We start from the raw sequence: 13,544 nt of genomic DNA, 5'->3' as shown, positions 1-13,544 counted from the left end.
CCGTGCCCAAACAAGGCGAAGTATTTTGACGGAGCGATGGTGTAATTTCGATTAAATATAAATAATCCGAACTGATTTCAATAGTATCGTTCGGATTATTTTAAGCTTTTTTCAGTTTTGTCACAGCCTGATTTCTCAATTATAAATCTTTTTTTATTTCTCTCACGAGATGCTCGATTTCAGGAAGAATTAGTTTGTTCATAGCTAGCTTTACAGCCCCACTGGAACCCGGTAAGGAAAATATACCTGTGTCATCAGCAACTCCAGCCGTTGCTCTTGATAAAATAGCCGCAGACCCAATATCTTCCGTATAACTCAACATACGAAAAACTTCTCCAAATCCCGGAATTTCTTTATCAAACAAGGGCGTTACCGTCTCTATTGTCACATCACGTTTAGCGACCCCTGTTCCACCATTCATTACTATTACATTTACATCTTCATTTGCCATGCCATAACGAACGGCTTCTTTAATTTTTAGATGATCATCTTTGACAATGAGATGATTAACAATTATGTGGTTATCATTCTTTAAAGCCTCCGCAATATAATTACCGCTTTTATCCGTTTCTTTTGTGCGAGTATCACTTACAGTAATGATCATGCATTGAACTGACGATGGCGCATCTCTTTTATGTTGTTCAACAGACATTACATCCCCTCCTGTTGTATAAGATGACGATATTGATAAAATTTCGTAGCAAATTCAGAAATTCTTTTCGTTAAATTGTAATTTGATTGAGCACCAATAGCCACACTTACTAAAGGTATACCTTGAAAAAGTTTCTTTCTAAACATGAGTATAAATAAAGATTTAAATGTTTGTTTTAATGGGTGCTCGATCCACGTGGACCCTGTTAAATCATCTTCTCCTTCATACAGATAGGGCGAAGGGTTATGCCTTACTTCTGCAATAAGATGTTCCCAAGCAGCCCCCTGCAGCCGTTTAGGTAACGTAGCCGCATGAAATACCTTTAATGAGAGCATCATTTCGTAGGGATGATTCATTTCATGGCCGAAAGTTAAACCTACTAACTGTACAGTACGAAGGTTCATACCCAACATTAATGGAAAATCCATCCCTAATAAAAACAATCCACCTGTTCCAGTAAGTCCACCTTGAGCAAAAGAGTAAAGCCGGCTTCTTGCCGTTTGTTGATCAGCTATGTAAGTTAATTGATCAACATTCAGTTTTTTCATATCATTCATCTGCTTTATATCGTTTTCAAAGATTCGACCAATGGTTAAAATGCGTTCTCTAGCCTCCATTTGAAAGTTTGTTCCTTGCAAAAAAGCGTGAGTATGAAACAACCAACCATCCAGCCTGGAGAAAAACTTCTCTTGCAGGGCAGGGCTTATTTGTTGAAAGGAATCTTGCAACCAGCTCGCATAAATCATTTCAAAGTCATTCGCCTCATAATTCAATCGCTGCTCTTCCCAATCTTTAATTTGCTCATATACCCTTCTTGAAGACAAATGTATCCCTCCTATGCCATGCCTCTTCTTTCTATTGTATCCATAATATGAATATTTGAAAAATAAGTGCTTTATTTTCAGATATAGCAGCTGTATATTATGGGACGATTACTCTATCCCATCTTTAGTTAAAAAATAAAAACAGGTTAGCCATTTAAGCTAACCTGTTTTTATTACAAACCTTTTTCTACTGTATCACGTGCGATCATTACCTCTTCATTTGTCGGAATGATCATTACTTTAACAGGAGAGTGCGGATAGTTAACAAAGTCCTCTTTTCCACGTACTTGGTTTAATGCAGGATCCCAATAAACACCCATAAACTCTAATCCTTTTAGAACACGTTCACGGATGGATGTACTATTTTCACCAACCCCTGCCGTGAAAATAATACCGTCGATTCCATGCATACGTGAAGCATAAGACCCGATATATTTATGAATACGAGCAGCAAAAACTTCTAGTGCTAACTCTGCACGCTCATCACCTTCTGCAGCTTTTAGCTCTATATCGCGTAAGTCACTTGAAAAACCTGATAGCGCAAGCATACCACTCTCTTTATTCAGTACATTCATTACTTCTTGCGCAGATTTACCTGTTTTCTCCATAATAAATGGAATTAAGGCAGGATCAATATTTCCAGAACGGGTTCCCATCGTTACTCCTGCAAGCGGAGTGAATCCCATGGACGTATCAATTGATTTTCCACCTTCAATTGCAGCAATGCTGGCACCGTTACCAAGATGGCAGGAAAGTAGTCTTAACTGCTCTAATGGACGGCCGAGCATTTCTGCGGCACGCTCAGATACGTACTTGTGTGACGTTCCGTGGAAACCGTATTTACGAATACCATAATCTTCATAGTACTCATATGGCAAGCTATATAAATAAGACTGTTCAGGCATCGTTTGGTGAAACGCAGTATCAAAAATAGCTACATGAGGTACATTCGGCAATACTTCACGAAAAGCACGAATGCCTGTTAAGTTTGCCGGGTTATGAAGAGGAGCTAAATCAGATACATCTTCAATTTCCTGAATAACTTCATCTGTAATCAATACAGAATCGCTAAAACGCTCTCCTCCGTGTACGACACGGTGACCTACACCATCTATCTCATCGAGAGATTCAATAATACCGTGAGCAGTCAGTTTTTTCAAAAGCATTTTGACGGCTACTGCGTGATCTTCAATGTCTGTGACCGTTTTATCTTTTTCTTCATTGAATTCAATTGTAAAAACTGAATCCTGTATTCCAATTCGTTCAACTAACCCTTTAGTTACAACGGTTTCTTCAGGCATTTCAATCAATTGAAACTTTAGTGAAGAACTACCGGCGTTAATTGCAAGAATATTATTCAACGTTGTTCATCCCCTTAAATTAGGCTCGCTTCTTTCTACCAATACCATTTAATCACCCGAATCTTTCAATTTCAAGGCGGAAACTAATTGATAACGTTTACTTGTTATATTTTTTATTTTCTCATAATTCACCCGATTTATAATCGTCAAACCATTGGTTCATTTGAGATAAAATATCAGCCATTGCATTAGGATTTTTAAATGATGGAAGCTTGGCGAGTAATGCTTGTTTAGGTGGCTTGGATCCCTTACCTTTTTTCTGTAAGATAAGAATACTCTTTCCGTGTTTCTCATCTTTAAACAGGGATTCTGAAAGTTGAAGCATTCCAACGATATGGGCACGTTCTCTTAAAAATTCGTTTAGAGCTTGTGATTGCTCACTATCAAATAAGAAGTTTGGAACAATGAACATTAAGTAACCCTCTTCTTTTGTATAATTCAAACTCTGTTCAATTAACAAATGGTGAGCATAAGAATGCCCTTCTCTTGCCTGGAGTTGATATTTTCCAGCTTGTATATCGTCTGGATAATAACCAACAGGCAGGTCCCCAATGACGAAGTCAACAGGTTCCATAAGAAATGGTTGTAAACTGTCTTGATGGAAAAATTCAATTTGATTTTTTTGAAGATTCGCATTAGCGACAGCCAGTTGAATTAACGTTTGATCTACTTCGCTTCCATAGGCTTTCACATTCATATCTAATTGATTCATAACAGAAGTAAGCAAATTAGCTGTTCCCGCCACAGGGTCAAACAACTTCACGTCATCTTTACCTTCTAGTATCTTAGAGGCTACATACCCCATAAACATCGCTACAGAGTCCGGAGTGATTAAATGCTGTTGCTGTGTAGCATCCTTCATTCCTTTTAAAATAGCTAATTGGACCGCTTTTCTAACTTCTTCTCTTTCAAACTCTTCTTTATTCACTTTAACAAGCTGATTCGTTAATTTAGTTTGCAAAGCTTCATCCAAGTCTTCGAATGGCTGACCTTGGAAAATCGTATCTAACGTTTCTGCTAGAGCTTCTAAATAAGTAATGTTCATATCGCTCTCGATTGTCAAAGATGTTTCATCAATCCATTGAAATAAGGCTTCAACATTTTCCTGCTTCATTGGTGATCCTCCGTTCATATAAAAAGACGCTATTGTTCCGAAACAACAAGCGTCTGTCAATTTCATCTTCATTCTACCTATTACCATATCGAATATAGCCAACAACTTCAACATTTCACTATATGAGAAGTTCGTTAGTTTGTCCAGCTAAATGATCCGTGCTATCTATTCACGTTATGAAATGATAAAATACAACCATGAAATCGTTAACAGGAGGTTTTGAAATGTCTAATGACCGTAGAAACTTATATTTTTACTATCACCCTAATGATCAATTAAACGAGCAATTAAAACCTTTATTTGATTTAGCTCTGGAAAACAACTTCGAGATTGTGGAAGAACCGAAAGATGCAAATATTATTATTGCAGTAGGTGGAGACGGCACTTTCTTACAAGCTGTTCGCAAGACGGGGTTTCGTCAGGATTGTTTATATGTGGGAGTCCGCAGCGAAGATGAAGCTGGTTTATATTGTGATTTTAACTTAAATAACTTTAATGAAATGGTCGACTCTATGCTCAATGCCGAATTAGAAGTTCGCCGCTTCCCTATTATTGAAGCTAGAGTGAACGACGAATATAGCTTTCATTGCTTAAATGAATGCAGCGTTCGTTCTACCTTAATTAAATCCATTGTGGTTGACGTCTATATTGATGACATTCATTTTGAAACTTTTCGTGGAGACGGTTTAATTGTAGCAACACCAACTGGAAGTACTGGATATAACAAGTCCATTAACGGTTCAGTTGTGGACCCTAAGATTCCTTGCTTCCAAGTAAGCGAACTAGCTTCCTTAAATAATAACCGCTACCGTACACTTGGGTCGCCTTTCATCTTAGGTGCTGAACGAACGTTAAAATTAAAAGTCATTCAAGATGGTAATGACTTTCCTATTATCGGCATGGATAATGAAGCACACTCGATAAGGAATATTCAAGATGTGACTGTCAAATTAAGCGACCAGCAAGTCAAAACTGTTAAGCTTAAAAATAACTCATATTGGGAACGCGTCCAGCGTACCTTTTTATAGTAAAATAACCATTCTGGGACAAAACTTAGTAAAGCATAAAATAATCCGGACGTTTCTATTAAAATCAGTTCGGATTATTTATATTTAATCGAATATACGCCCCACCGCCATAAATACTTAGCTTTTCTGCTGGGATCCTCGACTCGTGCTCTTCCAACAGCAGTATTCACATTATGGCTACGTTAAAATCTGCGTTTATATGAATGTTCGATTATTGGTATTATTGCTTTACTTATATTTCAACATCGTTTTTTAAAATCTTTGATACATAATCTCTCCGTCTACAATTGTCATTGTAACCGTAGCCTCAGCTAGTTCGTAAGGTTTCAGCTGAAATAAATCACGATCTAAGACGGTAAAATCTGCTTTGTATCCTTCTGATATAATGCCTTGAGAATCTTCTTTTCCAATGGCATAAGCGCTCCCCGTTGTATAGAGAGCAATGGCTTCATAAACAGATAATCGTTCCTCAGTCTGATAAGATTCGTTATCATAGCTGGATCGACGATCAACTGCAGCCCGAATGCCTAGCAAAGGGTTAATTTCTTCAATCGGAGCGTCAGACCCTCCTGCGCATACGACCCCTGAATTTAATAATGTTTTCCATGAATAGGAGGTCTTCAATCGAATGTGGCCTAATCGTTCAATCACCCATGGAAAATCAGAAGAAACAAATGTAGGCTGGATATCTAAAATGATATTTAATTTTTGCAATCGCTGAATAAGGGATGGATTTAATATTTGCCCATGGATCAGCCGATCTCTTTCGCCCGTTTTCAATGGGTGGGCTTCAATCATACCTATTACTGCTTCAGCAGCGGCATCACCTATAGCATGAACAGCTACGGGCATATTTCGTTCTCTAGCCTTCTTCAGAAGCTTCTTAAGCTCCTCAGTAGAATGGATCGCCACCCCTTTATTGCCTGGATCATCTGCATAATCTTCAGCCAACCACGCAGTTCTTCCCCCAAGCGCTCCATCAGAAAAAATTTTCATGGCCCCAAGCTCCACAAAATCATTTCCTTTCTTAAAACCAAGTCGTTCCTTGTCCATATCTTCCACCACTTCATGATGGACAAGCAAATGAGCACGAAATTTTATTTTATCTCCATCAATAACTTTTTTGTAAGCGTCTAACGTTTTCTTAAACCCTCCATAGTAATTTAAATCTTCACTATGTCCTCCTACGAGACCAAAAGCATGCATGTCGCGTATGGCCAATTCTGTTGCATGCGACAAATATTCAGGAGTTACCTCGGGCATTGCTTGCTTGATTAATTCTTGGGCTTGATCCAAAAAATATCCGGCAGGTTGACCTTCTTCGTCTTTAACGATTACTCCCCCCTGGGGGTCTTGGGTAGCTTTAGTTATTTCAGCTAATTCCATGGCTTTAGAGTTAGCTAACAAAGCATGGCGGCAGACACGTGTAAGCATCATCGGATGTTCGCTGGACACCTGATCCAATTCCTTTCTATGTATTACCCGCTTGTCTTCCCACTGATTTTCATTCCAACCGTCCCCTATAATCCATTCTCCTGGCATTAGCTGCTCAGCATGTTGACGCAGGGCTTGTAATACCTCTTCAGCTGATTTTAAAAAAGAGAGGTCTAGTCTCATTAACCGTTCTCCATGACCAATAATATGAAGGTGGCTATCCGTAAATCCGGGATACATGACCGCCCCTTTTAAATCGTGTTCAACCTTTATACTTTTTTTATAGGCAGCATATAAATCCTGCGTGCTTCCAGTTGCTACAATATTGCCTTGTTTCGTAACAACAGCTTCCACCCAGTCCCCTTCATTCTTCATAGTATAAATCTTACCACCATACCATAGCTCCATTAAGCGCATCTCCCTTCTCTGGCAACACAATTTGTTATAAAAAATCCACCCGAAAATAGCAGGCTAAAGTAAGTCTTCAAAATCCGTATCTGCTTTTTCATCCGCTCTTACTTCTACGATTTTCGTCTTACGTACAGCTTCTAAAATTTCTTCCTCAAATTCTACGTTAGACTCGTAATAGCTTGAGTTTTCTCTAGTCGGCTTAGTTTTGGGAGCTTTCGGGACAAAAATAGTACAACAATCTTCGTAGGGTAAAGTAGAAATAGAATAAGTATTAATACGCTTAGAAATACTTATAATATCCAATTTATCCATAGTTACAAGAGGACGAATCACTGGGTAATTGGTTACTTCATTTATCGCATTCATACTTTCCATGGTTTGGCTTGCGACTTGTCCCAGGCTTTCCCCTGTCGTCATAGATAAGATGTTTCTTTCGGCGGCAATTTTCTCACTAACTCTCAACATCATTCTGCGCATTACTGTCATACTGTAACCCTCAGGAATTTCGTTATGAATTTTTTGCTGAAGTGCAGTAAAAGGTACAATATGAACGTTAATCCGATGTCCATACTTAGCTAGCTCAGCGGCTAAATCTAAAACTTTTTGTTTCGCTCGATCACTCGTAAAAGGAGGGGAATGAAAGTGGATAGCTTCTAATTGTACCCCTCTTTTCATCATTAAATACCCTGCTACAGGACTATCTATTCCACCTGATAACATGAGCAGCGATTGGCCAGAAGTTCCAACAGGTAATCCGCCGGCCCCAGGGTAATCCTGAGCTGTAATGTAAGCAGCATCATTTCTTACTTCTATTTTTATTTCTACATCGGGATGATGTACATCCACTGTCACACTCTCTGTATTAGCGAGAATGTGGCCTCCTATCTTGTAGTTTAAGTCTTGAGAACCTATGGGAAAAGTTTTGTCAGCTCTTCGACAGGAAACTTTAAATGTGTTAGCTTCTGGGTCATCATTAAAAGCATAAAGGGCAGCATCTTTAATAGCTTGTTCTTCTTTTTCAACCTTAATTGCAAATGATAAAGTGTGAATACCAAACACTTGCTGGCACTCCTGCATCACTTTATGAGGGTCCTCTCCATTTAACAACACATACATCCGGTCCCTTTGTTTTCTCACCCGGGTGTAAGTAAATTGCTGACTTAATTTCTTTATAAGGTGATCTTGGAGCTTTCGTTCAAAATATTTTCGATTTTTGCCTTTGATCGCCATTTCCCCATAGCGAATTAATATAGAATCAAACTTCATCATTTTTCTCCTTTACCTTTTAAGTAATGTACCGCTTGTTGAAAGGATTTCATAAATGGTTCTACTTCAGAACGATCGTTTTGATAGGATAGGCTAATTCTAAGAGCAGATGTTGTAACATGTTCCCTTAGATTACAAGCTTGCAACACAGAACTGACATCCGGTCGTTTTGAAGAACAGGCAGACTTAGTAGAAATAAAAATTTCTTTTTCAGCTAAGGCATGGACCATTACTTCAGGCTTAACCCCAGGAACTGATATATTTAATATATGGGGAGCCCCTTCCTGAGGAGAGTTAACAATAACCTCATTCATTTGTTCCAACCGAGAGATTAATTCTTCTCGAATCCCTTTAAGGTCATTTACGTGATCTCTTTCCTTTTCTGCAATTAAGCGCATAGCTTTTCCAAAAGCCACCATTCCAGCAACATTTTCTGTGCCGGAACGTCGGTTATTTTCATGGCCCCCGCCGTGAAAAAGAGGAAATAACTTTATACCCTCTCTCACAAACAGTACCCCTGTCCCATTTAGACCATGTATTTTATGGCCTGATACTGTTAATAAATCAATAGAAATTTCCTCGAGAGATAAAGGGACCTTTCCTACACCTTGTACGTGGTCCACGTGTAAATATAGCTTAGGATGACGTTTTGCTATTTTCGCAATTTCTTCAATAGGTTGGATAGTGCCAAGTTCATTGTTAACAGACATAACGCTTATCAGGATAGTATCATCACGAATTTCCCTCTCTATATCTAATGGATTTACATATCCATAACGATCTACGTGAATGTAAGTAACTTCAAAGCCTAGCCGTTCCAACCCTTTTAAAGCTTCAATGACAGAAGGGTGCTCAACTTGAGTTGTAATTACATGTCTCCCTCTACCTTGATGCTCGAGAGCAATCCCTTTTATAGCCAGGTTGTTCCCTTCAGTCCCTCCAGAAGTAAAGATAACTTCATTCGACTTTACCTTTAATTGTTCCGCAATCTTTTTTCTTGTGTGCTCTAAAAGACGCTCTGCTTCAGCTCCTAAATAATGAGGAGAAGAAGGATTGGCAAAATATTGAGCGGCTGCTTTTTTAAAAACATCAATCACTTCTGGAAAAGGGCGAGTGGTCGCACTATTATCAAAATATATCATTAAGGTAACTCCTTTAATCATTCCATAGCAGTCCATCATCTTATCACATACTGCATGGAGACGTCCATTTCTACATTTAGAGCTAGTATTCCCTAAAGAATACTAGCTCTCATTTTTTCTTTACTATTCTTTTTCTAAACTAGGGCTGCCTATATCTAAAGCATTTAAGAGCGTATCAATACTAACTTTCCCGTCCAATCTCATATCTGTAACCCAATCATCTGTTAACAGGTGCTTCCCAATGACGGTATTCACTTCATGTTCATTGTCTTCTTCAGTTAAAGCAACATAATGAACATTCACATCTCTTCGATCCAGGAAAGACGGAGTGTACGCTTGACTAAGATTGCCGCTCTCACTAACTTCCTTACCGCTTGTAACATAAATGAGGATCGTCGTGGTCCAAATTACAATGGCTGCGCCTGCCAGGATTGAAATAATCGATTTTTTCATTTAATTCACCTTAAACAGGAACTTCTTCTTTATTTTCAATCTTACTTAGTGCGCCAGGATCTATCTCTTCTATAGCCGAAGAAGCTCGCTCTAGTGCCTCTTCATAACGATAGGCTCGAAAGTCGTTTTCTGCTTCCATCAATCGTGCAGCAATTAAGGGGTACTGACTGCGATAACGATTTCCATATTGGATAACACGCTCCGCTAAGTTCGCTTGGTATAACAATTGTTTTGCTTGTTCGTTTACTTCTTCGGTTTGAGAAACAGCAGCATCAAGTTTTTCATGCACTTCATTCATATCTAAGGGTTGTTTTTCCAAGCTCTCAAATACATCCTCTATATGCTGGCTTGCTTGCTGCATACCCTCAAAGAATAAAGTTGGTATTCCCGGCAAGTTACTTCTTCGCAGGCGTCGATCTGTATCATTTATAATTTGTTCCAATTCAGCAAGCTTTGCTTTAGCTTCAATCTCATCACTGCGTAACGTTTGAATTCTCTCACTAAACAGCTGATGGCTTTCTTTTAGATCTTCGAGTTCACTCACCATCACATCTAAGTCACTTCTAAGTTCTGTGTATGATGTTTTATTATCATTTAGTTTCTTATCGAAGCTTAAGTATTTCTTTTTCAGCTGTGTCATTTTTTGCACAATATTGTGATGAACTTCTTGATCTTCGTTTTCCATCTGATAAGTCATGTGCAAATCATCTAGCTCATCATTGGTTGATTTCATCACTTCTTCTAAGTCTTCCAAAAGACCTTTTAAAGATGGGTGCTGCTGATCTACATAGCTGTGAGCCAGGGCTTCTTTTTCTAGTGACTGATACATTTCCTGTATACGTGGCTCTAACTCATCAATCAATTGTTGTACGTCTTCTTGATCCCCTTTTTCCAGTCTCTCTACATTATGCTTTAATTGCTCTTTATAATTTTCAATTTGTGGCTGGTAACCCAGATGCTGGATCCTATATCCGTCCTCTTCCATTTCTTTTAAACCGCTAAGAAGTTCATCAAGTTGCTCTGGAAGCTCTTTATGAGTTTTCTTATAACGTTCAGGAAAATGAGCTACCTCTTCTTTGACGATTTCTAATTTTCCCCGGATGGTCTTCACAAGTTCACTAGCTTCTAAGTAATTACCTTGTTCTACAAGTTCTTCATACTCTTTTAAGTTCACTTCCAGGTTTTTCATCCGTGCCTCAAATATTGTAGCAGCTTTTCCATATTGATGGCGGCTATGTAAGAGTGTTCTTCTAAGCTCTTTTAATTCAGGTTCAATTGCTTCTATTTCCATACGGCTGCTTTTTTCAGAATCTAAAAGCATTTCAAGCTCTTTAAGCATATTCGCAATGTCTTCTTCAATTCGATGTAACTTTTGTTCTGTATCGTTTAATACCTTTTTTACTTTTGTAAGACGGTATCGATCCGCTGCTTCTTCAGCATCAAACAGATCTTCTTCCAAGTCAGGCAATTCTTTTGTTAGGATTTGATCCCAACGGTCCCGCCAAGATTCAAATCTTTCTTGTGTCTCACCTGAGAGATTGAGAGCCTTCACTCTCGACAATTCATCCGAGACATTCCGATGCATAATATCCATCTTCCAGCCTTCGAGTCTATCGACTTCATCGTACACTTTTTTTCGCCAAATTAAGCCAACGATAATTAGAGCAATCAGTATTAAAATGCCCCCAATAACGTACCTCATAGACAGCCTCCTTACAAAATCAACAATGGTAAATTTCTATCGTCCAAAATTAAATTTAGTTGTCTATTATGATACCATGAGAGAGACCTATTTGGCTAAAATATTTCAAATAAATTATTAGATTGACATTAAATTCAAGTTAGAAAGGAGAATTTCGTCATGAACGACGGCCATATACATACTCCCTATTGCCCACACGGTTCTGACCAACCTTTAGAAGCTTACGTCAACAGGGCTCTCACATTAGGGTATTCATCCATGACATTTACGGAGCATGCACCCCTGCCTCCATCATTTATAGATCCAGTGCCTGATCAAGACAGTGCTATGCGCTCCAATGATGTCGAGGACTATATCAAAACGATCCATCAACTAAAGGAAAGTTATAATTCCGACATCGATATTCGGCTAGGTTTTGAAGTCGATTATATAAAGGGGTTTGAGGATGAAATAACATCTTTTCTAGATGATTATGGGGATTATATCGATGATAGTATACTTTCCGTTCATTTTTTAAAAACGGGCGGGCAATGGTATTGCATTGACTATAGTCCTGAGATGTTTAAAGAAGCTATTGATGCTTCCGGCTCTATAAAAGAGCTCTATGACCTCTATTACCAAGCAATGGAGCAATCTGCTCTTGCTGATCTAGGCCCGCACAAACCTAACCGCATCGGTCATATGACACTTATCAAAAAGTTCCAACTTCTATATGACCCGCCTGAAAACTGGTATCACTCAGCTTCTTTATTTTTAGACACAGTAAAGAAGCAAGGGATGAGCCTCGATTATAATGGAGCGGGGGCAAAAAAGTCCTATTGCCATGAATCTTATCCGCCTTTATCTATCGCAGCCCTTGCTTCTTCAAAAAAGATTCCTTTAGTGTATGGATCGGATGCACATCATCCAAATCAATTAAAACAAGGTTATTCTGAATTGAAACAGAGTTTTATAGTGAGGTAACAGGCTTCAATTTAACAGAATCTTGTTTTTTCATTAATTCCGCATACGTTTGAATAAAATGATGAACTGATTCTTCCGATAAATATAATCCCTCAAATTCTTGAGGCATCATATGAGGTACATTTAATAAACCCTTGAATTGTAACAGCCCTAATTTCTCCCGATACGTAAGTTCAAATTTTGTATGCTTGTCAAATAGAATTTGAGCAAGTAAATGGTTCTCTTTCGCCAAATATGTCACGAGCATTTCTTTGGCAAAAGTGGTATTTAAAGATAACTCCCTATAAACTAAACAAGAAAGTTGATAATGAACCTGTTTATAATGTAGAATTCCTTTAATTAACTGTTGTAAATCTGTTTCAGATGGACCTTGCACTTCATGTTCAAGCATTTCTAAATAAGGCTCGAAGTATTGAATGGCTAAAGATTCAAACAGACCTTGCTTACTTTTAAAGTAATAATGAATCAACGAAACATTAACTTTTGCCTTTTTGGCAATATCCCTGACAGAAGTACCGTTAAACCCATTGCTATAAAACAAACTACAAGAAACATCCAACACCCTTTGCCTTGTATTCATTTCACGGTTCATAATTGGATTCCTCCCTATATGGAGGATTCGTTGTATTTCGCTCGATACCTTTAAGAATCGTTCACCAATTCCCGACAATACAGCAAATATCTTGTCGAAAAATTTGAGGAGGACTTTATTATGTTTCAAGCAGAACAGTATAAAGGATCAAAAGAAGAGCAATATCAATTACTAATTAAACAGCTCGATGCTTTACTTGATGGAGAACCTGATGAAATTTCTAACTTATCTAACGCCTCTGCACTTCTAAATCAATTTTTGGAGGATGTTAATTGGGTAGGGTTCTATATTTGGAAACAGGATGAGTTAGTTCTCGGTCCATTTCAAGGCCTCCCGGCTTGTGTAAGAATTCCCTCAGGTAGAGGTGTCTGTGGCACAGCCGTAGCTGAAGGTAAAACGCAGCGGATCGAAGACGTCAATGCTTTCCCAGGACATATTGCTTGCGATGCTGCAAGCCAGTCGGAAATTGTCGTGCCTTTATTTAAAAATAGTAAAGTTTATGGTGTTTTAGACATTGATAGTCCTTCAGTAGGACGATTTGATGAAGTGGATGAATCCTCTCTCATTGAATTTGCAAAAACTTTAGAAAAACATTTATAATG

Annotated in this window: 13 protein-coding genes; 3 read left to right on the top strand and 10 right to left on the bottom strand. The window is 38.4% G+C overall.

The annotated features are described in order from the left end of the window. Nucleotides 1–139: 139 nt before the first annotated feature. From ACGTNH_RS07995 to ACGTNH_RS07980, 4 genes are all read right to left on the bottom strand, one after another. A complete protein-coding gene (locus ACGTNH_RS07995) occupies nt 140–652 on the bottom strand; it encodes a MogA/MoaB family molybdenum cofactor biosynthesis protein (RefSeq protein WP_394586217.1) in 513 nt (170 codons plus the stop codon). Continuing rightward, entirely contained in the window at nt 652–1,476 is an 825-nt protein-coding gene (locus ACGTNH_RS07990; RefSeq protein ID WP_394586216.1) for an EcsC family protein, read from the bottom strand. Before ACGTNH_RS07990 ends, ACGTNH_RS07995 begins: the two co-directional genes overlap by 1 nt. Before the next feature lie 173 nt (nt 1,477–1,649). Then, nucleotides 1,650–2,837, bottom strand: coding sequence for an acetate kinase (locus tag ACGTNH_RS07985; protein WP_394586215.1), 1,188 nt, complete (start codon nt 2,835–2,837; stop codon nt 1,650–1,652). A gap of 121 nt (nt 2,838–2,958) precedes the next feature. Next, on the bottom strand, nt 2,959–3,951 hold the full coding sequence (locus ACGTNH_RS07980) for a class I SAM-dependent methyltransferase (protein ID WP_394586214.1): 993 nt from the start codon (nt 3,949–3,951) through the stop codon (nt 2,959–2,961). 224 nt (nt 3,952–4,175) lie between these two features. Between ACGTNH_RS07980 and ACGTNH_RS07975 the strand changes: the two genes are divergently transcribed. After that, nucleotides 4,176–4,979: an NAD kinase gene (locus ACGTNH_RS07975; RefSeq protein ID WP_394586213.1), complete on the top strand. Its 804-nt coding sequence runs from the start codon at nt 4,176–4,178 to the stop codon at nt 4,977–4,979. A gap of 252 nt (nt 4,980–5,231) precedes the next feature. On the opposite strand, the gene ACGTNH_RS07970 is transcribed toward ACGTNH_RS07975, so the two are convergent. The 5 genes from ACGTNH_RS07970 to ezrA form a co-directional block, all read right to left on the bottom strand. Next, the gene (locus ACGTNH_RS07970) at nt 5,232–6,821 is read right to left on the bottom strand and encodes an amidohydrolase (protein ID WP_394586212.1); all 1,590 of its coding nucleotides are present in this window, start codon (nt 6,819–6,821) and stop codon (nt 5,232–5,234) included. Between the two features lie 63 nt (nt 6,822–6,884). Further along, nucleotides 6,885–8,090 (bottom strand): tRNA uracil 4-sulfurtransferase ThiI, encoded by a 1,206-nt coding sequence (thiI, locus tag ACGTNH_RS07965; RefSeq protein ID WP_394586211.1) that lies wholly within the window; start codon nt 8,088–8,090, stop codon nt 6,885–6,887. After that, nucleotides 8,090–9,232, bottom strand: a complete 1,143-nt coding sequence (locus tag ACGTNH_RS07960) for a cysteine desulfurase family protein (protein ID WP_394586210.1) — start codon at nt 9,230–9,232, stop codon at nt 8,090–8,092. Before ACGTNH_RS07960 ends, thiI begins: the two co-directional genes overlap by 1 nt. 123 nt (nt 9,233–9,355) lie before the next feature. After that, a complete protein-coding gene (locus tag ACGTNH_RS07955; protein ID WP_394586209.1) occupies nt 9,356–9,685 on the bottom strand; it encodes a hypothetical protein in 330 nt (109 codons plus the stop codon). Between the two features lie 10 nt (nt 9,686–9,695). Further along, nucleotides 9,696–11,387: a septation ring formation regulator EzrA gene (gene ezrA, locus ACGTNH_RS07950; RefSeq protein ID WP_394586208.1), complete on the bottom strand. Its 1,692-nt coding sequence runs from the start codon at nt 11,385–11,387 to the stop codon at nt 9,696–9,698. 159 nt (nt 11,388–11,546) lie between these two features. Between ezrA and hisJ the strand changes: the two genes are divergently transcribed. Next, nucleotides 11,547–12,350 (top strand): histidinol-phosphatase HisJ, encoded by an 804-nt coding sequence (hisJ, locus tag ACGTNH_RS07945; protein WP_394586207.1) that lies wholly within the window; start codon nt 11,547–11,549, stop codon nt 12,348–12,350. Here hisJ and refZ read toward each other — a convergent pair. Continuing rightward, on the bottom strand, nt 12,337–12,942 hold the full coding sequence (gene refZ, locus ACGTNH_RS07940) for a forespore capture DNA-binding protein RefZ (protein WP_394586206.1): 606 nt from the start codon (nt 12,940–12,942) through the stop codon (nt 12,337–12,339). The two genes, hisJ and refZ, sit on opposite strands and share 14 nt — an antisense overlap. 120 nt (nt 12,943–13,062) lie before the next feature. Between refZ and msrC the strand changes: the two genes are divergently transcribed. After that, on the top strand, nt 13,063–13,542 hold the full coding sequence (msrC, locus tag ACGTNH_RS07935; RefSeq protein ID WP_394586205.1) for a free L-methionine (R)-S-oxide reductase MsrC: 480 nt from the start codon (nt 13,063–13,065) through the stop codon (nt 13,540–13,542). Nucleotides 13,543–13,544: the final 2 nt, after the last annotated feature.

This window comes from Halobacillus sp. B23F22_1, assembly GCF_043497005.1.
Classification (GTDB): domain Bacteria; phylum Bacillota; class Bacilli; order Bacillales; family Halobacillaceae; genus Halobacillus_A.
This window is presented reverse-complemented; position numbering and strand designations above follow the sequence as displayed.

Excerpts from the sequence above, each read along its gene's own strand:
- thiI (WP_394586211.1), bottom strand. The coding sequence starts at position 8,090 with ATGAAGTTTGATTCTATATTAATTCGCTATGGGGAAATGGCGATCAAA.
- ACGTNH_RS07960 (WP_394586210.1), bottom strand. The coding sequence starts at position 9,232 with ATGATATATTTTGATAATAGTGCGACCACTCGCCCTTTTCCAGAAGTG.
- hisJ (WP_394586207.1), top strand. The coding sequence starts at position 11,547 with ATGAACGACGGCCATATACATACTCCCTATTGCCCACACGGTTCTGAC.
- ACGTNH_RS07955 (WP_394586209.1), bottom strand. The coding sequence starts at position 9,685 with ATGAAAAAATCGATTATTTCAATCCTGGCAGGCGCAGCCATTGTAATT.
- msrC (WP_394586205.1), top strand. The coding sequence starts at position 13,063 with ATGTTTCAAGCAGAACAGTATAAAGGATCAAAAGAAGAGCAATATCAA.
- ACGTNH_RS07980 (WP_394586214.1), bottom strand. The coding sequence starts at position 3,951 with ATGAAGCAGGAAAATGTTGAAGCCTTATTTCAATGGATTGATGAAACA.
- ACGTNH_RS07995 (WP_394586217.1), bottom strand. The coding sequence starts at position 652 with ATGTCTGTTGAACAACATAAAAGAGATGCGCCATCGTCAGTTCAATGC.
- refZ (WP_394586206.1), bottom strand. The coding sequence starts at position 12,942 with ATGAACCGTGAAATGAATACAAGGCAAAGGGTGTTGGATGTTTCTTGT.
- ezrA (WP_394586208.1), bottom strand. The coding sequence starts at position 11,387 with ATGAGGTACGTTATTGGGGGCATTTTAATACTGATTGCTCTAATTATC.
- ACGTNH_RS07970 (WP_394586212.1), bottom strand. The coding sequence starts at position 6,821 with ATGGAGCTATGGTATGGTGGTAAGATTTATACTATGAAGAATGAAGGG.
- ACGTNH_RS07975 (WP_394586213.1), top strand. The coding sequence starts at position 4,176 with ATGTCTAATGACCGTAGAAACTTATATTTTTACTATCACCCTAATGAT.